Source organism: Streptomyces sp. RLB3-17 (assembly GCF_007113425.2).
Classification (GTDB): domain Bacteria; phylum Actinomycetota; class Actinomycetes; order Streptomycetales; family Streptomycetaceae; genus Streptomyces; species Streptomyces mirabilis_D.
Window position 1 is genome coordinate 9,671,552 of the sequence record NZ_CP041610.2, and the last position, 20,203, is coordinate 9,691,754.

Below are 20,203 nucleotides of genomic sequence, written 5' to 3' on the forward strand. Positions count from 1 at the left end.
CCCGAGCGTGACGATTCTGGAGAGCATCCGGGGACCACGCGACCTGAAGGCGCTGTCCGAGGTGGACGTCGGTGAACTGGCGGAAGAGATCAGGGAGTTCCTGGTGCACGCGGTGGCCAGGACCGGCGGTCACCTCGGACCCAATCTGGGGGTGGTGGAACTCTCCATCGCGCTCCACCGGGTCTTCGAGTCACCCGTCGACCGCATCCTGTGGGACACCGGCCACCAGAGCTACGTACACAAGCTGCTGACGGGACGCCAGGACTTCTCCAAGCTGCGCGGAAAGGGCGGCCTGTCCGGCTATCCCTCGCGCGAGGAGTCCGAGCACGACATCATCGAGAACAGCCACGCCTCCACGGCGCTCGGCTGGGCGGACGGGCTCGCCAAGGCCCGTCAGGTGCAGGGCGAGAAGGGCCATGTCGTCGCGGTCATCGGCGACGGCGCGCTGACCGGCGGCATGGCGTGGGAGGCGCTGAACAACATCGCCGCCGCCAAGGACCGCCCGCTGATCATCGTCGTCAACGACAACGAACGCTCGTACGCGCCGACCATCGGTGGTCTCGCCAACCACCTCGCGACCCTGCGGACGACCGACAGTTACGAGAAGGTCCTCGCCTGGGGCAAGGACGTACTGCTGCGCACCCCCGTCGTCGGACACACCCTCTACGAGTCGCTGCACGGCGCGAAGAAGGGGTTCAAGGACGCCTTCGCGCCGCAGGGCATGTTCGAGGACCTCGGGCTCAAGTACGTCGGGCCGATCGACGGGCACGACGTCGGGGCCGTGGAGTCCGCGCTGCGCCGGGCGAAACGGTTCCACGGGCCGGTGCTGGTGCACTGCCTGACCGAGAAGGGGCGCGGTTACGAGCCCGCGCTCGCGCACGAGGAGGACCACTTCCACACGGTCGGTGTGATGGATCCGCTGACGTGCGAGCCGCTCGCGCCCTCGGGCGGGCCGTCCTGGACCTCGGTGTTCGGGGACGAGATCCTCCGGATCGGCGAGGAGCGGGACGACGTCGTGGCGATCACGGCGGCCATGCTGCACCCGGTGGGGCTCGGGAAGTTCGCCGAACGGTTCCCCGACCGGGTGTGGGACGTCGGGATCGCCGAACAGCACGCCACGGTGTCGGCGGCCGGGCTCGCCACCGGCGGTCTCCATCCGGTCGTCGCCGTCTACGCGACCTTCCTCAACCGGGCCTTCGACCAGCTCCTCATGGACGTCGCGCTGCACCGCTGCGGAGTGACCTTCGTGCTCGACCGGGCGGGGGTCACCGGCGTCGACGGGGCCTCGCACAACGGCATGTGGGACATGTCGATCCTCCAGGTCGTGCCGGGCCTGAGGATCGCCGCGCCGCGCGACGCCGACCAGCTGCGGGCCCAGCTGCGGGAGGCGGTCGCCGTCGACGACGCGCCGACGCTGATCCGCTTCCCGAAGGAGTCGGTGGGCCCCGCGATCCCGGCGGTCGACCACCTGGGCGGGCTCGACGTCCTGCACCGCTCCGACGACACCCCGCAGGTCCTCCTGGTGGCCGTCGGCGTGATGGCGCCGGTCTGCCTCCAGGCGGCCGAGCTGCTGGAGGCCCGTGGGGTCGGCTGCACGGTCGTCGACCCGCGCTGGGTCAAACCCGTCGACCCGGCGCTGCCCGGCCTCGCCGCCGAGCACCGGCTCGTCGCGGTCGTCGAGGACAACAGCCGGGCGGCCGGCGTCGGCGCGGCGGTCGCGCTGGCGCTCGGGGACGCCGAGGTCGACGTGCCCGTACGGCGCTTCGGCATCCCCGAGCAGTTCCTCGCGCACGCCAAGCGCGGGGAGGTGCTGGCCGACATAGGTCTCACGCCCGTCGAGATCGCCGGGCGGATCAGCGCCGGTCTGGCCGTCAAGGACGCGCTGTCGAAGGACGCGCCGTTCGAGGATGAGTTGTCCAAGGAGAAACAGGAATGACCGACCCTGCGGAGAAGGGGGAGTTCGACCTCGGCGCGCTCCTCGCCGAGCGCGGAGCCGAGCGCTACGAGCTGCACACCAAGTACCTGAACCACCAGCTCCCGCGCATGCTGCACACCATCGGCTTCGACAAGGTGTACGAGCGGGCCGAGGGCGCGCACTTCTGGGACGCGGACGGCAACGACTACCTGGACATGCTCGCCGGGTTCGGGGTGATGGGCCTGGGCCGCCACCACCCCGTCGTCCGCAAGGCGCTGCACGACGTCCTGGACGCCTCACTCGCCGACCTCACCCGCTTCGACTGCCAGCCGCTGCCCGGGCTCCTCGCCGAGAGGCTGCTCGCCCACAGTCCCCACCTGGAGCGGGTGTTCTTCGGCAACAGCGGTACGGAGGCGGTGGAGACCGCGCTCAAGTTCGCCCGGTACGCGACCGGGAGGCCGAGGATCCTCTACTGCTCCCACGCCTTCCACGGGCTGACCACCGGCTCGCTGTCCGTCAACGGCGAGGACGGCTTCCGCGACGGCTTCGCCCCGCTGCTGCCCGACACCGCCGTTCCGCTCGGTGACCTGGACGCTCTGGCCCGGGAGCTGAAGAAGGGGGATGTCGCCGGGCTGATCGTCGAGCCCATCCAGGGCAAGGGCGTGCACGAGGCCCCACCCGGATATCTGCGTGCCGCGCAGGAGCTGCTGCACCGGCACAAGGCGCTGCTCATCGCGGACGAGGTGCAGACGGGCCTCGGGCGGACCGGGGACTTCTACGCCTACCAGCACGAGGAGGGCGTCGAACCGGACCTGGTGTGCGTGGCGAAGGCGCTGTCCGGCGGCTATGTGCCGGTCGGCGCGACGCTCGGCAGGGACTGGATCTTCAAGAAGGTCTACTCGTCCATGGACCGGGTCCTCGTGCACTCGGCGAGCTTCGGCTCGAACGCGCAGGCCATGGCGGCGGGCCTCGCCGTGCTCTCCGTGATGGAGAACGAACAGATCGTCGCGAACGCCCGGGCCACGGGAGAACAACTCAGGTCCCGGCTCGCGGCGCTCATCGACAAGTACGAGCTGCTGAGCGACGTACGCGGCCGGGGCCTGATGATCGGCATCGAGTTCGGTCGGCCCAAGTCGCTCAAGCTGCGCAGTCGTTGGACCATGCTGCAGGCCGCGCGCAAGGGCCTGTTCGCGCAGATGGTCGTCGTCCCGCTGCTCCAGCGGCACCGCATCCTCACCCAGGTCTCCGGCGACCACCTGGAGGTGATCAAGCTGATCCCGCCGCTGATCATCGGCGAACGGGACGTGGACCGGTTCGTGGAGGCCTTCACCGCCGTGATGGACGACGCGCACAGCGGCGGCGGCCTGATGTGGGACTTCGGAAAAACCCTGGTCAAGCAGGCGGTCGCGAACCGCTAGCCCTGCGGCACGAAGAGGCGGCGCGGGCTCGGAGCAAGGGCCCTCCTGGATCGGGACGGGCTCGGAGCAAGGGCCCGCCTCGGCCAGGGCCGGTGGTTTTGCCTCTGGGGCAAGAAATTTGCCCGAGAGGCAATGGTGCGGCTCAATGGAGGGCATGAGCCCTGTCGAGTCGGGGGCGGCCGCCACGCCGCCCGAGTCCGCAGCAGCCGAGGCGCTGCCCGCCGTCGCACCGCAGCTGCGTGCGCTGCGCCGCCGGGCCTCGCTGACCCTGGAGGCCGCGGCCCGCGCCGCCGGCCTTTCGGCCGCCCACCTCTCCCGCCTGGAGACGGGACAGCGCCAGCCCTCGCTGCCGATGCTGCTCGCACTCGCTCGTATCTACGGTACGACGGTCTCGGAGCTGCTGGGCGAGACGGTCGCCGAACGGGACGCGATCGTCCGGGCCGCCGACATGGAGCCGACCAAGGCGGGCGGCTGGACCTACTGGCAGGCCGGTGCCCCGGGCCGCGGAATGCAGGCCCTGCGGGTGCACGTCCCCTACGGCTCGCAGGGCGACATCGTGCGCGTCCACCCCGGCGAGGAGTGGCTCTACGTCCTCCAGGGGCGGCTGCGGCTGCGCCTCGGGGACACCGCCCAGGTGCTCGCGCCCGGGGACAGCGCGCACTTCGACTCGCTGACCCCGCACCGCATCGCGGCCGCCGATCAGTCGGGGGCCGAACTCCTCTTCGTACACACCCTGCTGCAGAGCCCCACCGCCGCGCTGTGCCTCGGCCCGGCGGCAGGACACCCGACCATGGGAGAGCTGTCATGACGGAATCCACGCAACCCCCGGAGCCGACGGAATCCGCCGACCCCGCCACTCGGCGGCGCATGGTCGAGAAGTTCCCGCGCGCCCTGTGGGTACGCCTCTTCATCTACATCGCCGTCGGCCACCTCTTCGCGGCCTTCATCTATCTGCTGTTCGAGCTGGGCGGGCAGAACCAGTAACCCACAGGGTTCAGGAGCCCAGGCTTCAGGCCGCCAGGGTTCAGTCCAGCAGGCGCTCGCGCAGCCGCTCCCGCTGCTCGGGCGTGACTCCCAGTCCCCGCTCCAGGTAGGCGTCGATGCCGCCCCAGGTCTCCTCGATCGTCTCGAAGGCCGCGGTCAGATACTCGGCGCGGGCGTCGAACAGCGGGCTGAGCAGCTCCATGACCTCGGGGGAGCGGGCCGCTTCCGAGGAGCCGTTGCGGCGCACCTTGTAGCGGCGGTGGGTCGCGTTCGACTCCAGGTAGTCGGCCACGATCGCGTCGCGCTCAACGTCGAGGGCGAGGAGCGTCACGGCTATGGAGAGGCCCGCGCGGTCCTTGCCCGCCGCGCAGTGCATCAGCGCGGGCACGCTGTCCTCGGCCAGGGCGTGCAGCACGTGCGAGTGCTCGGCCGTGCGCTCCTTGACGATCGTGCGGTAGGAACCGATCATCCGGTTCGCCGCCTTGCCGTCGCCGAGGTGCCCGCGCAACTGTTCGACGTCGCCGTCGCGGACCATCTTCCAGAACTCGCTGCCGTCGGCGGGGTCGGTGAGCGGAAGATTCACGTTCCGTACACCCGGCAGCTCGACGTCCGGCCCCTCCAGCTTCTGGTCCGCGGCATTGCGGAAGTCGAAGATCGTGTGCAGTCCGAGAGAGGAGAGGAACGCGGCGTCCTCCTCAGTGGCGTGCGCGAGATGGCCACTGCGGAACAGCCGTCCGTAGCGCACTCGCCGACCGTCCACGGTGGGCAGGCCGCCCACGTCTCGGAAGTTGCGCACTCCGGCCAGTTCCGGCTCGGTCGACGGGACCTGCTGCGTCACGGGGGCTCCTCCCATTGGACCGCCGGCGCTGCTCGGCGACGCTCGCCGACGGGAATCGCGCTTTCGACGATACGACATGGGTTCCTCAGGCAATGAAGTTGTCCACAGCCGTTGCCTCCCGGGTGAGACGCCGTTGATGATGTTGGTGATTGAGTGCGGATGTTCGAATCTGTGAGGGTTTGATGATCGAAATCGGCGAAGATGGTCGTACGTGGCTTCTCTCGGGTCCCACGAGCAGCTACGCACTACGGCTGACCGACCCCGACGAACTGCTCCATCTCCACTGGGGGCCACGGATCACCCTCGCGGACGCCGAATCGCTGGCCGCCCTGCCCGGCCCGCCGTACCGGCCCTTCGAGTCCCGGCTCGACGGGCGCGAGGAGTATCCCGTCGAGGGCGGCCCCCGCTTCGTACGTCCGGCGCTGTCCGTGCGGACGCGGGAGCGGCGCGGCACCGAATGGCGTTTCGGGGCGTACGAGGCCGACGGCGACGAACTGCGGCTGCGCTTCGCGGACGACGGGCTCGGCATCACCTTGCACTACCGGATGCGCGGCGACGTCGTCGAGCGCTGGGTGACCCTGGCCAACGAAGGACCTTCCCTGGAGCTGCTGCGCGCGGACTCCGCGACCTGGACGCTGCCCGAGCGCGACGGATGGCGCCTCTCCCAGCTGCACGGGCGGTGGGCGGCCGAGTCCCGGCTCGCGCGCTCCCCCCTCACCTACGGTGAGAAGGTCATCGGCAGCCGCCGCGGGCACACCGGTCACCAGCACCTGCCGTGGGTCGCGCTGGACAGCGGGGCGAGTGAGGAGAGCGGCGAGGTCTACGCGTGCGCGCTCGGCTGGTCGGGCTCGTGGCGCATCTGCGTGGCCCAACTCCCCGACGCGCGCGTGCAGATCTCCGGCGGCGCGGGGTACGACGACTCCGGACTGTTGCGTCTGGAGCCGGGGGAGTCGTTCACCACCCCCGTCTTCGCGGGGCTGTGGAGCGACGGCGGCTTCGGCGCGGCGAGCCGGACCTGGCACGCGTACCAGCGGGCGTTCGTGATCCCGGACGCGGACCAGGACCGGCCGGTGCTCTTCAACTCCTGGGAGGCCACCCACTTCGACATCTCCGAGGAACGGCAGCGGGAGCTGGCCCGGCGGGCCGCGGAGATGGGCGTCGAGCTCTTCGTCGTCGACGACGGCTGGTTCGGTGCGCGGACGAGCGACCGCGCCGGGCTCGGCGACTGGACCCCCAATCCGGACCGCTTCCCGCAGGGGCTGAAGCCGCTCGCCGACGACGTGCACGCGCTCGGCATGCAGTTCGGGATCTGGGTCGAGCCGGAGATGGTGAATCCGGACAGTGAGCTGTACCGCGCGCACCCCGACTGGGTGCAGTTCCAGCCGGGGCGGACCAGGACGGAGTTCCGCAACCAACTCGTACTCAACCTCGCCCGCCCGGATGTCCAGGAGTACCTGTGGGAGCAGCTCGACAGTCTGCTCTCGAGCGCTCCGATCGACTATGTGAAGTGGGACTTCAACCGCTGCTTCACGGACGCCGGTTGGCCCGGTGAGCCGTACCCCCAGAAGCTGTGGGTCGAGCACGTGGAGGCTCTGTACGGGCTCCTGGACCGGCTGCGTGCGGAGCATCCCGGGGTCGCCTTCGAGTCCTGCTCGGGCGGTGGCGGCCGGATCGACCTCGGCGTCATGGCGCGTACGGACCAGGTGTGGACCTCCGACAACACCGACCCGCTCGACCGGCTCGCCATCCAGCACGGCTTCAGCCAGATCCACCCGGCCCGGATCATGGCCGCCTGGGTCACGGACAGTCCGAACGCGCAGCTCAACGGTCGGATCAGCTCGCTGCGCTTCCGGTTCGTGAGCGCCATGGCCGGGGTACTCGGGGTCGGCGGCGACCTGGCCGACTGGAGCGAGGCGGAGCTCGTCGAGGCGCGGGAGTGGGTGGACCTCTACAAGGAGATCCGGCCGGTCGTGCAGCGCGGCGACCTCTACCGACTGCGGCCTCCGGAGGGCGGGCTGAGTGCGGTGCAGTACGTCCACGGCGACGAGACCGTCGTCCTCGCCCTGCTCCAGGCCCAGCGTCACGGCGAGCCGGTCGCCCCGCTCCGGTTGCGCGGGCTCGATCCGAGCGCGGCGTACGAATGCCGTGAAACGGGTGAAGTGCACCGAGGTGCGGTGCTGTTGCATCACGGGTTGCGGACGGGGCTGCGCGGGGACTTCGATGCGGCAGTTATCCGACTGCGTCGCATGTGAGCGTTCTGTCCTTATTAATGCCTTAATTCCAACTGGACCTGGAATAAGGGACCGTGGTGTGGCGTGCGTGAGCAGCGTCATATTCGTGACGATGCGTTGCGGGCCCGCTTTCTCGATCCGCCTGAATTTCCAGGCGGGTTGAGAGGCGGGGGAGATCATTGTCCACGGAGGGTGACCGGAATTCCGGCATGGATCAAGAAAGGCACGCGCACTGAAAAGCCACATGGTTGGCGATGCGCCCCCATCTCGCCTACGTTCGCCCTCAATCCGGACGGACGCCCAATCCTGCCGCCGCCCGGTATCCGCACACCCACCGGTAACCGGCAGGAGCGGGGGACCCACAGGTACCACGCCTGTTCCGGTCTCCGGAACGGCTAGGGGTATAGCCGCGCAGCCGCGTGGCCGGGCATCTCCAGCCCGCACCCGACAGCTCACCTCGCAGGCGCCGGAGAGGAATTCTTCATGCCCGCGAAGGGTAAGCATCGCCGACCCAAGTCCCAGCGCTTCTCCCGCTCGATCGCCGTGGCCGGAACCGGTGGCGCCGCCCTCGCGCTGCCGCTGATGGGGGCCGCCGGTGCCCATGCCATGACGCCTACGGCCGCGATTTCGTCCACTCCGGAAAAGACCGCGACGATTTCCGCCGCGACGGTTTCTCAAAAGTCCGCGACGGTTTCGGAAAAGACCGCGACAACCTCCACGGCCTCGGTGAAGACCTATTCGGTGAAGGTCGGCGACTGGCTCGCCAGGATCGCCGAGCGGCAGCACCTCAGCGGCGGCTGGCAGAAGCTCTACTCCGACAACCGCCAGGCCATCGGCAGCGACCCCTCGCTGATCCACCCCGGCCTGAAGCTCACGATCGGCGAGAGGGCCGTGTCGACCGACGACGCCAAGCCGTCGACCGAGTCGTTCACGCAGTCGTCCGCCAAGACGTCCACGCGATCGTCGGCGCGGTCGGCCACCGGGTCGTCCGGCGCGGCGGACGCGCCCAAGTCCCAGGCCGCCGCACCCCGGGCCACCGGCGCCGCCACCAACACCGGTTACACCCTGCCGGTGGAGGGCGCCACCATCGGCACCGGCTACAAGGTCGCCGGCAGCATGTGGTCCAGCGGCTACCACACCGGCGTGGACTTCGTGGTCCCGACCGGCACCACCGTCAAGGCCGTCGCCGCCGGCACCGTCGTGTCGGCCGGTTGGGGCGGCGCGTACGGCAACCAGGTCGTCATCCAGCACGCCGACGGCCGGTACTCGCAGTACGCCCACCTGTCCGCCCTGTCCGTCTCGGCCGGCCAGACCGTGACCGAGAGCCAGCAGATCGGCCTCTCCGGTGCGACCGGCAACGTCACCGGTCCGCACCTGCACTTCGAGATCCGCACCACCCCGAACTACGGCTCGGACGTGGACCCGGTCGCGTACCTGCGCGCGCACGGTGTCGCCGTCGGCTGACGCCGCCGCGCCTCTCACGTCTTGGAGGGCCGGACCCCGCGATCGCGGGGTCCGGCCCTCGGTTCTTCTCCACGCGTCCCGGCGCGGTCCTTTCATGATCGGCACATTGCGGTCTTGTGGCACCGGCGCACGAGGTCTCGACACGGTGCGCGAGTGGCTCCACAGTGATCTCCGTAAGCGCTTTCTGCGTCTTCGGCGACGGCATCGCGGCCGTCGTCGCCACCGCAAGGAGCACGCCATCGTGAGACCTCGAAGACTCGGCGTCGTCACCACCGCCGCGCTGCCGGCCGGTCCGGTCGCCGCGCCCTCGCACGCCACCGAACGGCGTCCGCCGCCGCGCCGGATCGTGGAGAACCTGGACCGCGGCCCGGTCGCCGTCCCCTCGGGCGAGGGCACCTTCCTGAGCCGGCGGTTACTCGGCACGGAGTACGCCCTCCCCCAAGTTCTCGGCCCCGCTCGAACAGGGGGTACCCCCACCGGGGACGCGATCGCGTTCAACGTGTACAAGGGCGGACGGCGGCTCAACGGGGCGCCGGTCACGCGGTCGACCACGTACCAGGACGACGGCCGGGGCACCGGCACCCACACCGTGCGTGCCCTCGTCAACGGCCATGAGCGGGAGCCGAGTTCGGCGGCGCTCGACTTCGCGCGGGGCTACGCCGAGATTCCGCCGGAGCGGTCCGAACCGGGCGGCGTATCGAGGTTGCCCTGGTACCACTACGACGCCGACACCGGTCAGCGCCTGGTGACCGGCGAGCACCCGGCCGAACCGACGAGCGCATCCGACCTCGACGTCGGCCGGGGCAGCGCCGCCGACATCGACCCCCGCCACCCCCGCTACGAGTACTGGACCTCCGGCCCCCGCAACGCGACCCCGTTCTACGGCGACCTCCTCGGTGACTGGCGCGAGGAGGTCCTCGCCGAGACCGGTGACCACACCGCGCTGCGCCTGCACACCACCACCGAACCGACGAAGAACCGTATCTACAGGCTCGCCCGGAACCCCGCCCACCGCCTCGGCTGGACCGTGCGCGGCCGTCTCCAGTCGACGCACACGGACTACTGCCTGGGCACCGAGACCCGGCGGGTGCCGAAGCCCGCCATCACCACCACCGCACGCACGGAAGGAACCTCATGACCACCCGCAGAGCCTTCGCGACCCTCGCCGCCGGTGCCGCGCTGTCGACGCTCGTCCCGGCCACCACCGCGAGCGCCTCGCCGCGCCACCGTCGCGGCCGGCTCATCGCCCACGACGGCTTCCGCCGAGGCCTCGGCCAGTGGGTCACCGAACTGCAGGACGGCGGCACGGTCACCGCCTCGCACGGCATCCTGGAGATCGACGTACCGAGCGGTGCGACGGTCTGGTTCAAGCAGCGGCTCGAAGGGCCCTACGTCATCGAGTACACCGCCACACCGGTCTCCGAGGGCGGCGTCAACGACCGGGTCTCCGACCTCAACAACTTCTGGAACGCCGTCGACGTCCGCTCCCCGGACGACCTCTTCGCCTTGCCCCGGGGCGGCGCCCTGGCCGAATACGACTACCTGAAGACGTACTACGTCGGATACGGCGCCAACACCAACACGACCACGCGGCTGCGCCGGTACGTGGGGGAGCCGGGCGTCCGCCCGCTCGTCTACGACTACACGGAGCCGCTGCTCACGGCCAACGAGCCGAACCGTGTCCGGATCGTCTCGGACGGCTCCACGGTCCGCTGGTGGAACAACGGACGGCTCGTTTTCGACTACGGCGACCCGCAGCCGTACACGAGCGGGCACTTCGCGTTCCGGACCACATGGAGCCACTTCCGGATCGAGGGCTTCCAGGTGTGGCGGCTGTTCAACCACTCCTGAAAGAGGCTTATTCCGGGTTCGATCACACTTTACGAGTGGCTTATCTCACCACCCGTCAACCCCTTCCTACGGTCGCGTAGCTCACATCGAAAGGTGAATCATGGGCCGATGTGGCAGACGATTCGAAGAGTGACAACAGATCAGTGATCGGGTCGTACGTGGCGGTGGGGGACAGCTTCACCGAAGGCGTCGGCGACCCCGGCCCCGACGGGGCCTTCGTCGGGTGGGCCGACCGGTTCGCGGTGCTCCTCGCCGACCGGCGGCCCGAAGGCTCCTTCACCTACACCAATCTCGCCGTACGCGGAAAGCTGCTCGACCAGATCGTCGGGGACCAGCTCCGGGACGCCAAGGAACTCGCCCCCGACCTGGTCTCCTTCTGCGCGGGCGGCAACGACATCATCCGGCCAGGTACCGACCCCGACGAGGTCGCCGAGCGCTTCGAGCGCGCGGTCGCCGACCTCACCTCCGTCGTCGGCACCGTCCTGGTGACGACCGGCTTCGACACCCGTACCGTCCCCGTGCTGAAGCATCTGCGCGGCAAGATCGCCACGTACAACGGGCACGTAAGGGCCATCGCGGACCGGTACGGCTGTCCGGTCCTCGACCTGTGGTCCCTGAAGACGATCCAGGACCGCCGCGCATGGGACGGTGACCGCCTGCACCTCTCGCCCGAGGGCCACACCCGGGTCGCGCTGCGCGCCGGTCAGGTCCTCGGCCTCGAAGTGCCCGCGGATCCCGACCAGCCCTGGCCTCCGCTGCCGCCCCGCGGCACGCTCGAGGTCCGGCGCGACGACATCCACTGGGCGCGCGAGTACCTCGTCCCGTGGATCGGGCGCCGACTGCGCGGGGAGTCCTCCGGTGACCACGTGGCCGCCAAGGGCAGCCTCTCGCCGGACGACATCAAGATGCGGATCGAGTCCGTGGCCTGAACGACGGGCCTCCGACGTGCCGGTGGCTTGGACGCCCCCGCCTCGACGGGGTGCCGCCAGGCGGACCCGGGCCGAACTCGCCGCCGCGCCTGCGGCCTTGCGGCGCGGCGGCCGTCGCCGGGTCGGGCCGGGCGTGCCCCGTATACGCCTCCCCATTGGTTCGGCGGTGGGCGGAGCCGCATCGGGTGGCAGTGAGCCGACAGCCGACGAGATGGACGGCCCGGCGGCGGGCCGGCAGCAGCCGCACCGACCTGCTGGGTGGGCGGTGGGGCGGCGACGGCCGAACCGAGCCGACCGGGCATGTGCCCCGGCGCGCTCCTCAGCGCACCGCGGCCGTCAACGCCTCCCGCGCGAGCCCCAGTTCCCGGGCGAGCGCTTCGTCCACCCACTCCTGGGCCCGCGCCCGCGACACCGCTCCGGTGTAGGCGGTCATCTGCACGGCGAGCCCGTCGAGCAGCGCCGTCAGTCGCAGGGCGGAACCCGTGGGATCCGGGCACGTGAACTCGCCGGCCGCCACTCCCTCCGCGATCACCTCGGTGATCGCGGCCTTCCACTGCTTGTCGAGATCACGCGTGACCTCCTGAAGCGCGGGCTCGCGCAGGGCGGCCGCCCAGCCCTCGATCCACAGTCGCCAGCCCTTGGCCTGGCCGGTCGGCGCGTACCAGCGCACGGCGGCGCGCAGCCTGCGCAGCGCCGACGTACGACGGCCGAGCAGCTTGCGCAGATGGGCGAGGTCGTCCTCGGCCGCGTAGGTGAACGCGGCGGCGACCAGCTTCTCCTTGGTGGAGAAGTGGTACAGCACCAACGCGTTGCTCACCCCGAGCACCGAGGCCACGTCGGCGATCCGCACCGCCGCCACGCCCCGCGCCTCGATCTGCTCGATGGCGGCGCGCAGCAACTCCTCGCGCCGTTCCGCCACGCTCAACCGCACCCTCGCCACGCGGTCACCCTAATGCTCGACGGGGTCAGTCGACGAACTGGTAGTCAAACCGGATGCGGCCGTCCTCGTCGAGGACCAGGAACTCCCGGCCACCGCCCGTGGCCCGTCCCTCCCCGGTGTGGAAGGACTCCCAGCGGAACGTGATGACGTCCCGCAGCTGTTGGGCGGGTTCCTGGATCCGGAAGACATAGGTCCCCGGGGCGACGAATTCGTCGTGGGCGCGGGTCACGCGCGTGTGCAGTTCGTCGTGGCCACGGGCCTCCAGGACGGCGGTGGTGAAGCCGAGGCCCACCGCGGTGTCCCGCATCTGCTGGGGCGGCTGGAGGACGTGCAGACCGTCCTGAGCCCAGAGTTCGTCCACGGTCTTGCGGCGGATCTCGGGATCGGGCTCGTTCCAGACGCCGATGTAGCGCTCGATCAGGTCCTGCGGGTCGATGGTGGGCATGGATACTCCCGTTACGAGTCGGACTTCGTGTGGGGAGGGGCGGTCACTCGCGCTCGCGCGCCCTCGCTCCACCGACTCTGCTGTCACCGGCCCCGCGCCTCAATTCCCCGGGGGGAATGACGGCAGGGCCGAAAGACGGGTGCCCGTCAGCGGTACCAGCCGAACCGCTCCGCGATCACCGGCAGCCGGTCGGCGACGATGGCGTGCGCCGCGGCCCGCGGTGTCGTCCCGTCGGCCTCCGCGCGGGCCAGCATCCGGTCGATGAGGTCGCGCATGGAGCGCCGGGTGTACGCGAACGCCTCGTCCGCGTCCGCGCCGATGTCGCCGAAGAGCGTCCACCACCACCAGGCGTTCGTCCCGGAGTTGACCACGACGTCCGGCAGCACGACGACCCCGCGCGCGGCGAGCAGCTCCTCCGCCTCGGGCAGTACGGGCATGTTGGCCGCCTCGACGATCCAGCGGGCGCCGATCTGCCGCTGGTTCTCGGTGTCGATGGCGTACGAGACCGCCGCGGGAACCAGTACCTCCGCGTCCATGGACAGCCAGGCGTCGCCGGGGAGTTCCTGGTCGGCCGGGCGCAGCGCGCCGCGGTCGACCGTCCCGTAGGCGTCCCGCGCCGCGAGCAGCGCGTCGATGTCGAGCCCGTCCGGGTTCGCGATCGTGCCCTTGACGTCCGCGACGGCGACGATGGCGAGGCCCGCGCGGGAGAGGAAGCGGGCCGTGGCTCCGCCCATGGTGCCCAGGCCCTGCACGGCCACACGCGTCCCCGCGTGTGCCACCCCGGCCCGGTCCAGGGCCGCGAGCACCGACTCGGCGACACCGCAGCCGCCGACCAGTTCGTCGAGCCCGATCCCGTCCACGTCGACCGCGAAGGCGTCCGCGAGCCGCCGACGGGCCGCCGTCTCGTCGTCGAGCAGCGGGTACACGGCCTGGATGGACGAGACGAGCCCCGCCTCCTCGGCGGCCCGGTCGACCAGGTCCTGGGTGAGCCCGAGGTCCTCACCCGTGGTCCAGAAGCTCTCGATGTAGGGGCGCATGGCGCGCAGATAACGCACCAGCAGGCCGTACGCCGCCGGGTCCTGGGGATCGCAGTCGATGCCGCCCTTGGCGCCGCCCAGCGGGATGTAGCGGCCCTCGGGGTTGTAGTGCAGGGCCTCCTTCATCGTCATCCCGCGGGCGAGCCCGGCGACCTCGTCCAGGGTGCAGCCGGCGCGCATCCGCAGGCCGCCGCTGGAGACGCCCCGGACGAGCCGGTCGACCACGAGATAGCCCGGTCTGCCCGTGACGTGGTCGGTCCAGGTGAGCGTGATCAGAGGCGCGGTCGAAGGCGGGGTGGGCGGCGCGGCCGACGGTGCGGTCGGGGGCGTGGTCATGGGGTCTCCTCGGGGACGGCGATCAGGGTGGGACCAGGCGTGCGCAGCGCCTCGGTGAGGGCGAGGGCCAGCTCGTCGGGGTGGCACACGCGTGTGCCCTGTCCTCCGTAGGCGCGGGCCAGGGCGGGCAGATCGACCGGAGCGAGGTCCACCGCGGTCGGGCGGTCGCCGCGGGCGGCCATCTCGTCGCGGATCTCTCCGTAGCCACCGTTGTCGAACACCACGACGGGCAGCGGGAGTCGCAGCTGAGCGGCGGTCGCCAGTTCCTGCACCGTGAACTGGAGGCCGCCGTCCCCGCTCAGCGCCACCACCTGGCGCTCCGGGCACGCCACCTTGGCGCCGAGCGCCGCGGGCAGCGCGTAGCCGAGCGTGCCGAAGCCGGTCGGGTGAAGATAGCGTCCCGACGGGCCCAGCGGGAGATGCGGCAGCGCGCCGTAGTAGCAGCACTGGGCACTGTCCGAGGTGATGACCGCGTCGTCGGCCAGGACGGCGCGGATCGCCCGTAGGTACGGGATCCAGCGCGCGTCGCGCGCGGCACTCCCGGAGAACCGCGCGGCCCGCACCACGGCGACCTCGTCGACGTCGATGCTGCCTCGTGGGTCGGGGATGTCGTGTCGCACGCGCGCGTGGAGGCCCATGTCCGACAACAGCCCCTCCAGGGAGGCCCGCGCGTCGCCGACGAGCGCGATGTCCGTGGGCAGCCCGGAGTGCATCTGGTCCGGGTCGAGGTCGGCCCGCACGAGCGTGCCCCCGAGGGCGGTCGGCGGCGACCAGAAATCGGACTCGGCCAGCTCCGTGCCCACGGCGAGGACGACATCGCGACCCGCCAGCCACTTCTGCACCGACTCAGTGTGCAGCGAGACGCCGAGCGAGAGCGGATGCCGCTCGGGTACGACGCCCTTGCCGTTGGCGGTCGTCACGACGGGCGCGCCGCACGCCTCCGCGAGAGCGAGACAGGCGGTCGCGGCGCCACGCGCGCCACCGCCGAGCACCAGTGCGGGCCGCCGCGCCTCCCGCAGGGCGCGCGCGGCGCGTCGTACGGCCTCGGCGTCCGGCAGGGTCGGCGCGGAGGCCGGGGCGAGCCGCACCGGCCCGGCGGTCTCGGCCGCCGTCAGCAGGTCCAGCGGCACCTCGATGTGCACCGGCCGCGGTCGCCGCGTACGGAAGAGGGTGAACGCGCGTGCCACGGCGGCGCCGATCTCGGCCACCGAGGAGACCCGGTGGCTGAACGCGGCGACGCCCCGCAGCGCCTCGGTCTGGCTGCGCATCTCGTGCAGCAGCCCGGTCGACAGCCGGGGGTGGCGCAGCGGCATACCGGGGGAGACGACCAGCAGGGGCACGCTGTCCGAGTAGGCCTGCCCGACGGCGGCCGTGACGTTGAGGAGCGCGGGACCGGTGGTCGTGATCACGACACCGGGGCGCCCCGTCACGCGCGCGTACCCGTCGGCGGCGTACCCGGCTCCCTGTTCGTGGCGCGGGGTCGCGTGCCGTACGCCGTACGCCGCCAGGTGCCGGTAGATCTCCAGGTTGTGCGTGCCGGGAATGCCGAACGCCTGCGTCACGTCATGCGCGGCGAGCGCCCGGACGAGCGCCTCGCCACCGGTGAGCACACCGGTGCGCGCGTCGGTGCGCGGGTCGGCCTCCATGGTGCCTCCAGGTGCGGGACGAGCGGCGCGACCGAAGACCCACCGGTGTCTTTACTGAATCGCCATTCAGTATCGGGAGCGACTCCGAAGTCTGTCAATTTACTGAACGGATCATCAGTAGTGGGACTGAGGCGCACCGCCCGGCGAAGGCCGGATCGGACCGCGGGACGCGTGGATTGCGGGCGAGTGCCCGGCCGGGGTCGAGGACCTTTCCGTAGGCGCGCTTCGAGCACCACCCCATGAGGCGGAAGAAGACCGTGCGCCGCGGGGTTGGGGAAACGCGGGCCATGGGGGCCACCTGATGTGATTTCGGGCCCCAGGCGTGTCCCCAGGCGGGTCGCACCAGGGTCCGGACCTCGCGGTGTGTACCGGGGACATCGCGCTGTGACACCGTCGACCCGGCGCTGTCAGAGGGGCCGACCATAATGGGAGGCCTGACCGACTCCACTTGGAGGTACCGTGACCGGTTTCCGTACGTTGAGCTCCGGGCTCCGCGCGTTGCAGCCCGCCGCCTTCGGCGCGGACCCCGGCGGTGAGCGCATGGAGCGCATCCGCAGATCGCCGAATTTCGCGGACGGTGTCTTCCAGAACCCGGTGAGTGCCCGGACCCGCCCCGACGGCTCCATGCTCGAGTTCGCGAAGGTCTTCTTCCGCAAGGAGGAGCGCGCCCACCGCGCCCCGGCGGGCACGGTGCCGGTGTACCCGACCACGCTCGCCGACCTCGCCAAGCCCGCGGCGAGCGGGTTGCGGATCACCTGGATGGGGCACTCCAGTGTGCTCGCCGAGATAGACGGGCACCGAGTGCTGTTCGACCCCGTATGGGGCGAGCGCTGTTCCCCCTTCAACTTCGTCGGGCCCAAGCGGCTGCACCCGGTGCCCCTGCCGCTGGCCGCGCTCGGCCCGGTCGACGTCGTCGTCATCTCGCACGACCACTACGACCACCTCGACCTGCCCACCATCAAGGCCCTGGCCGACACGGACACGGTCTTCGCGGTGCCGCTCGGCGTCGGCGCCCACCTGGAGCACTGGGGCGTCTCGCCCGACCGCGTGCGCGAGCTGGACTGGAACGAGAGCACCAAGGTCGGCGGCATCTCCCTGACCGCGACACCCGCCCGGCACTTCTGCGGCCGCGGTCTGCGCAACACCCAGCACACGCTCTGGGCCTCCTGGGTGGTGACGGGCGACGAGCACCGGATCTACCACAGCGGGGACACCGGCTACTTCGAGGGCTTCAAGGACATCGGCGCCGAGCACGGCCCGTTCGACATCACGATGATCCAGATCGGGGCGTACAGCGAGTTCTGGCCCGACATCCACATGACGCCCGAGGAGGGCATGCGCACCCACCTGGACCTCCAGGGCGGGCGCCCCACCGGCGTGATGCTGCCCATCCACTGGGCCACGTTCAACCTGGCGACCCACCCGTGGGTGGAGCCCGGCGAGGGCACGATGGCAGCCGCGCACGCGGTGGGCGCCCGTGTCGCGCTGCCCCGCCCCGGGCAGCCCTTCGAGCCCACCGCCGAGACCGTCCCGGCAGAGCCCTGGTGGCGTGGTGTGGCCATGCCGCCGAGGGGTGGCTGGCCCGCCGTCGAGAAGTCTGGAGCGGACGCCTCCGTTTCCGACACTCCGGGTGATGTCGTGGGCCAGGCTTCCGAAGGCACCGGAGAGCCGGAGACCGTGCCCGCGAGCTGAATTTCCTGAATGTCCGATTGACGGCGAGGGTCGGGGAGCGAGCTGCCCCCCGACCCTCGCCGTTTGTTCGCGACCGGTTCTGACCAGCTCTGATCGGATCGGTGACGCAAGGGAACGTGCGTCCGAAAGGGATATCGGTCTGCCGTGCGAGGCCTCATACCAGAGCGGGACGCCTTCCGGGGGAGTTTGTCAACTGCCCACCGCACATGATGCCTTGGCGACTACTGTCAGTTGCCGTCGGGCGACGCGGGGCCGATTTTTTCGGCTCTCTCGACCGGCATCGCGATGGCGCACGCCCGAGCCGCGCAGACCCGCGGGAGCCCCCGTGGCCCCCGACGCACCAGTACGAGGACGCAGATGTCTCACCTCCGCGCACCGGCCGCACGCGCAGACCGCCGTGAGGGCGGGCGGCACGGGCGGCCGGTCGCCCGCACGGTCCACCCGCAACCCGAGACCCGCCTACGGCCCCAGTTACTGCGCCTGGCGGTCCTGCCGCCGATCGCGGTGGCGCTCAGCGGCTGTGCGGCCGTGCTGTTCACGGTCCGCTCCACCGGCGCACGCCCCGGCGTAGTCCTGTGGGCGGTGCTCGCCGGCGCCGGGTCCGTGGCCCTCGCGGGCATCCTGATCGCCGCCGTGGGCGCCGACCGGGCCGCCACGTCCGTGCGGGAACGCATCGGCGCCCTGCGCCGCGGCAGCGCCCGTACCGAGGCCGACCTCCGCGCCGTCGTCGAGGGCCTGCGCCGGGGCGAGAGCCCTCCCACGCCCAAGCCGCGCCAACGGCCCAAGCCGGACGCCGACGAGTTCGAGCTGCTCGCCGCCGACCTCTCCCGCGCGCACGACGGCGCCGTCACCGCCGTCGTGCAGGCGGCCCAACTCTCCAGCCAGGCGGGCAGCGAGCAGAAGGTCGAGGTCTTCGTCAATCTCGCGCGGCGGCTTCAGTCCCTCGTGCACCGCGAGATCTCGATCCTCGACGAGCTGGAGAACGAGATCGAGGACCCGGACCTGCTGAAGGGCCTCTTCCACGTCGACCACCTCGCCACCCGCATCCGCCGGCACGCCGAGAACCTCGCCGTGCTCGGCGGCGCCGTCTCGCGCCGCCAGTGGAGCAACCCCGTCTCCATGACCGAGGTGCTGCGGTCCGCGATCGCCGAGGTCGAGCAGTACTCGCGGGTCAAACTGGTGCCCCCGATCGACGGCACCCTGCGCGGGCACGCCGTCGCCGACGTCATCCACCTGCTGGCCGAACTCGTCGAGAACGCCACGGTGTTCTCCGCCCCGCACACCCAAGTCCTGCTGCGCGTCAACCTCGTCACCTCCGGCCTCGCGGTCGAGGTCGAGGACCGAGGCCTGGGCATGCCCCTGGGCGAACAGAACAAGATGAACGCGCTGCTCACCGACCCCGATCAGGTGAATGTGGCCAGCCTCCTCCAGGACGGCCGGATCGGTCTGTTCGTGGTGTCCCAGCTCGCCCGGCGGCACGGCATCCACGTACGGCTCCAGACCAACATCTACGGCGGTGTCCAGGCCGTACTCGTCGTACCGCAGGCGCTGTTGGGCGCGCCGCCGGGCGCCATCGGCGACGTATCGCAAGCACAGTCCCAGCAGACACAGCAGACACAGCAGACACAGCAGACGCAGCAGCTCAAGGCCGGCGGCCCGCGTCCGACCGCCGGGCCACAGGCGGGGCCGACCGCGCCCGTGTCGTCCGCCGGCGCGACGGTGGCCTCCGTGCCGCGACAGGGACAGCGGGACCAGATGCAGCCCGCCGCGCCCGGCACGGGCGGCAGCGGCCCGGCGCCGCTCCCCGTGCGCGGCGCCCGCGCGGAGCGGCCCAACCCGGCCGACGCCCTGCCCGGCATCCGGCCCGACGACCGGCCCGTGGTCGCGGAGAACGCGGCCATGCCGCCCACCCCTCGCAACGGCGCGGTGCGCGGCACCATGGGCAAGCCCCAACTGCCCAAACGGCGGGCCCAGGAGCACATCGCACCCCAACTGCGCGACGGGCCGTTGCCCCGCCAGGATCCGGAGCAGGTCGTCGGCCACGACCCCTGTCTGATGGCGGCGTTCCAGCGGGGGATCGGGCTCGCGGAGGCCCAGCACGCCGAGGAACGGCGCCCGGAGGCACCGCACAGCGGAGCAGCGCACCTGGAGCGGCCGCACCCCGATCTGCCGCACTCCGACCTGCTGCATCCGGACCCGCTGCACCGGGACCCGCCGCACCCGGATCCGCTGCACCTGGCCCCGTTGCCGCCGCTCGATGTGATGCGCGTCGACCGGACGTCCACGGGCGGCGCGCCCCGCATATCCGAGACCCACACGGCGCACGCGCCCGCCCAGCACGAGGCGCACGGGACCCGCGACAACGCACCCGCGCCCGGACACGACCACACGGCCCGGCACGACGGGAGCACAACGGCCGGATGACCACCCCCCTGACGACCCCCACCCGCACGCCCTCCCACACCCCCACACCCTCC

The 20,203-nt window shown here is 71.3% G+C and carries 16 protein-coding genes and 1 riboswitch; of the genes, 11 read left to right on the forward strand and 5 right to left on the reverse strand.

The genetic code is table 11. The features are described 5' to 3' along the window. Positions 1 to 7: 7 nt before the first annotated feature. The 4 genes from dxs to FNV62_RS43490 all read left to right on the forward strand — a co-directional run bounded on the left by dxs (position 8) and on the right by FNV62_RS43490 (position 4,317). A complete protein-coding gene (dxs, locus tag FNV62_RS43475) occupies positions 8 to 1,936 on the forward strand; it encodes a 1-deoxy-D-xylulose-5-phosphate synthase (RefSeq protein ID WP_097287299.1) in 1,929 nt (642 codons plus the stop codon). Next, a complete protein-coding gene (locus tag FNV62_RS43480) occupies positions 1,933 to 3,333 on the forward strand; it encodes an aspartate aminotransferase family protein (RefSeq protein ID WP_054232724.1) in 1,401 nt (466 codons plus the stop codon). Before dxs ends, FNV62_RS43480 begins: the two co-directional genes overlap by 4 nt. A 154-nt stretch (positions 3,334 to 3,487) precedes the next feature. Beyond that, a complete protein-coding gene (locus tag FNV62_RS43485; protein ID WP_095851334.1) occupies positions 3,488 to 4,141 on the forward strand; it encodes a helix-turn-helix domain-containing protein in 654 nt (217 codons plus the stop codon). Between the two features lie 59 nt (positions 4,142 to 4,200). Continuing rightward, complete coding sequence (locus tag FNV62_RS43490) at positions 4,201 to 4,317, forward strand: DUF6126 family protein (protein WP_054232722.1); 117 nt, start codon at positions 4,201 to 4,203, stop codon at positions 4,315 to 4,317. 40 nt (positions 4,318 to 4,357) lie between these two features. On the opposite strand, the gene FNV62_RS43495 is transcribed toward FNV62_RS43490, so the two are convergent. Then, positions 4,358 to 5,155, reverse strand: coding sequence for a tyrosine-protein phosphatase (locus tag FNV62_RS43495; protein ID WP_144316079.1), 798 nt, complete (start codon positions 5,153 to 5,155; stop codon positions 4,358 to 4,360). A gap of 182 nt (positions 5,156 to 5,337) precedes the next feature. Between FNV62_RS43495 and FNV62_RS43500 the strand changes: the two genes are divergently transcribed. The 5 genes from FNV62_RS43500 (at position 5,338) to FNV62_RS43520 (ending at position 11,630) form a co-directional block, all read left to right on the forward strand. Further along, positions 5,338 to 7,407, forward strand: a complete 2,070-nt coding sequence (locus FNV62_RS43500) for an alpha-galactosidase (RefSeq protein ID WP_144316080.1) — start codon at positions 5,338 to 5,340, stop codon at positions 7,405 to 7,407. A gap of 301 nt (positions 7,408 to 7,708) precedes the next feature. After that, positions 7,709 to 7,867, forward strand: a riboswitch (cyclic di-AMP (ydaO/yuaA leader). A gap of 2 nt (positions 7,868 to 7,869) precedes the next feature. Next, positions 7,870 to 8,850, forward strand: a complete 981-nt coding sequence (locus FNV62_RS43505) for a M23 family metallopeptidase (protein WP_144316081.1) — start codon at positions 7,870 to 7,872, stop codon at positions 8,848 to 8,850. 241 nt (positions 8,851 to 9,091) lie between these two features. Beyond that, complete coding sequence (locus FNV62_RS43510) at positions 9,092 to 9,988, forward strand: hypothetical protein (protein ID WP_225900594.1); 897 nt, start codon at positions 9,092 to 9,094, stop codon at positions 9,986 to 9,988. Next, positions 9,985 to 10,701: a DUF6250 domain-containing protein gene (locus FNV62_RS43515; RefSeq protein ID WP_144316082.1), complete on the forward strand. Its 717-nt coding sequence runs from the start codon at positions 9,985 to 9,987 to the stop codon at positions 10,699 to 10,701. The genes FNV62_RS43510 and FNV62_RS43515 overlap by 4 nt, the downstream gene beginning before the upstream one ends. A 143-nt stretch (positions 10,702 to 10,844) precedes the next feature. Continuing rightward, positions 10,845 to 11,630, forward strand: a complete 786-nt coding sequence (locus FNV62_RS43520) for an SGNH/GDSL hydrolase family protein (protein WP_143605741.1) — start codon at positions 10,845 to 10,847, stop codon at positions 11,628 to 11,630. A gap of 319 nt (positions 11,631 to 11,949) precedes the next feature. Here the strand turns inward: FNV62_RS43520 and FNV62_RS43525 are convergent, their stop codons facing one another. From FNV62_RS43525 to FNV62_RS43540, 4 genes are all read right to left on the reverse strand, one after another. Continuing rightward, complete coding sequence (locus FNV62_RS43525; RefSeq protein ID WP_225900595.1) at positions 11,950 to 12,570, reverse strand: TetR/AcrR family transcriptional regulator; 621 nt, start codon at positions 12,568 to 12,570, stop codon at positions 11,950 to 11,952. 25 nt (positions 12,571 to 12,595) lie between these two features. After that, on the reverse strand, positions 12,596 to 13,015 hold the full coding sequence (locus FNV62_RS43530; RefSeq protein WP_097287307.1) for a hypothetical protein: 420 nt from the start codon (positions 13,013 to 13,015) through the stop codon (positions 12,596 to 12,598). Between the two features lie 146 nt (positions 13,016 to 13,161). Then, a complete protein-coding gene (locus FNV62_RS43535) occupies positions 13,162 to 14,388 on the reverse strand; it encodes a Glu/Leu/Phe/Val dehydrogenase dimerization domain-containing protein (protein ID WP_143603778.1) in 1,227 nt (408 codons plus the stop codon). Then, complete coding sequence (locus FNV62_RS43540) at positions 14,385 to 16,034, reverse strand: 5-guanidino-2-oxopentanoate decarboxylase (protein ID WP_144316083.1); 1,650 nt, start codon at positions 16,032 to 16,034, stop codon at positions 14,385 to 14,387. Before FNV62_RS43540 ends, FNV62_RS43535 begins: the two co-directional genes overlap by 4 nt. 459 nt (positions 16,035 to 16,493) lie before the next feature. Between FNV62_RS43540 and FNV62_RS43545 the strand changes: the two genes are divergently transcribed. Together FNV62_RS43545 and FNV62_RS43550 are read left to right on the forward strand one after the other, a co-directional pair. Next, a complete protein-coding gene (locus tag FNV62_RS43545; protein ID WP_143656335.1) occupies positions 16,494 to 17,726 on the forward strand; it encodes an MBL fold metallo-hydrolase in 1,233 nt (410 codons plus the stop codon). 357 nt (positions 17,727 to 18,083) lie between these two features. Continuing rightward, positions 18,084 to 20,150 (forward strand): ATP-binding protein, encoded by a 2,067-nt coding sequence (locus tag FNV62_RS43550; protein WP_144316084.1) that lies wholly within the window; start codon positions 18,084 to 18,086, stop codon positions 20,148 to 20,150. Positions 20,151 to 20,203: the final 53 nt, after the last annotated feature.

Excerpts from the sequence above, each read along its gene's own strand:
- FNV62_RS43515 (WP_144316082.1), top strand. The coding sequence starts at position 9,985 with ATGACCACCCGCAGAGCCTTCGCGACCCTCGCCGCCGGTGCCGCGCTG.
- FNV62_RS43540 (WP_144316083.1), bottom strand. The coding sequence starts at position 16,034 with ATGGAGGCCGACCCGCGCACCGACGCGCGCACCGGTGTGCTCACCGGT.
- FNV62_RS43480 (WP_054232724.1), top strand. The coding sequence starts at position 1,933 with ATGACCGACCCTGCGGAGAAGGGGGAGTTCGACCTCGGCGCGCTCCTC.
- FNV62_RS43505 (WP_144316081.1), top strand. The coding sequence starts at position 7,870 with ATGCCCGCGAAGGGTAAGCATCGCCGACCCAAGTCCCAGCGCTTCTCC.
- FNV62_RS43550 (WP_144316084.1), top strand. The coding sequence starts at position 18,084 with ATGTCTCACCTCCGCGCACCGGCCGCACGCGCAGACCGCCGTGAGGGC.
- FNV62_RS43530 (WP_097287307.1), bottom strand. The coding sequence starts at position 13,015 with ATGCCCACCATCGACCCGCAGGACCTGATCGAGCGCTACATCGGCGTC.
- FNV62_RS43500 (WP_144316080.1), top strand. The coding sequence starts at position 5,338 with ATGATCGAAATCGGCGAAGATGGTCGTACGTGGCTTCTCTCGGGTCCC.
- FNV62_RS43485 (WP_095851334.1), top strand. The coding sequence starts at position 3,488 with ATGAGCCCTGTCGAGTCGGGGGCGGCCGCCACGCCGCCCGAGTCCGCA.
- FNV62_RS43490 (WP_054232722.1), top strand. The coding sequence starts at position 4,201 with ATGGTCGAGAAGTTCCCGCGCGCCCTGTGGGTACGCCTCTTCATCTAC.
- FNV62_RS43535 (WP_143603778.1), bottom strand. The coding sequence starts at position 14,388 with ATGACCACGCCCCCGACCGCACCGTCGGCCGCGCCGCCCACCCCGCCT.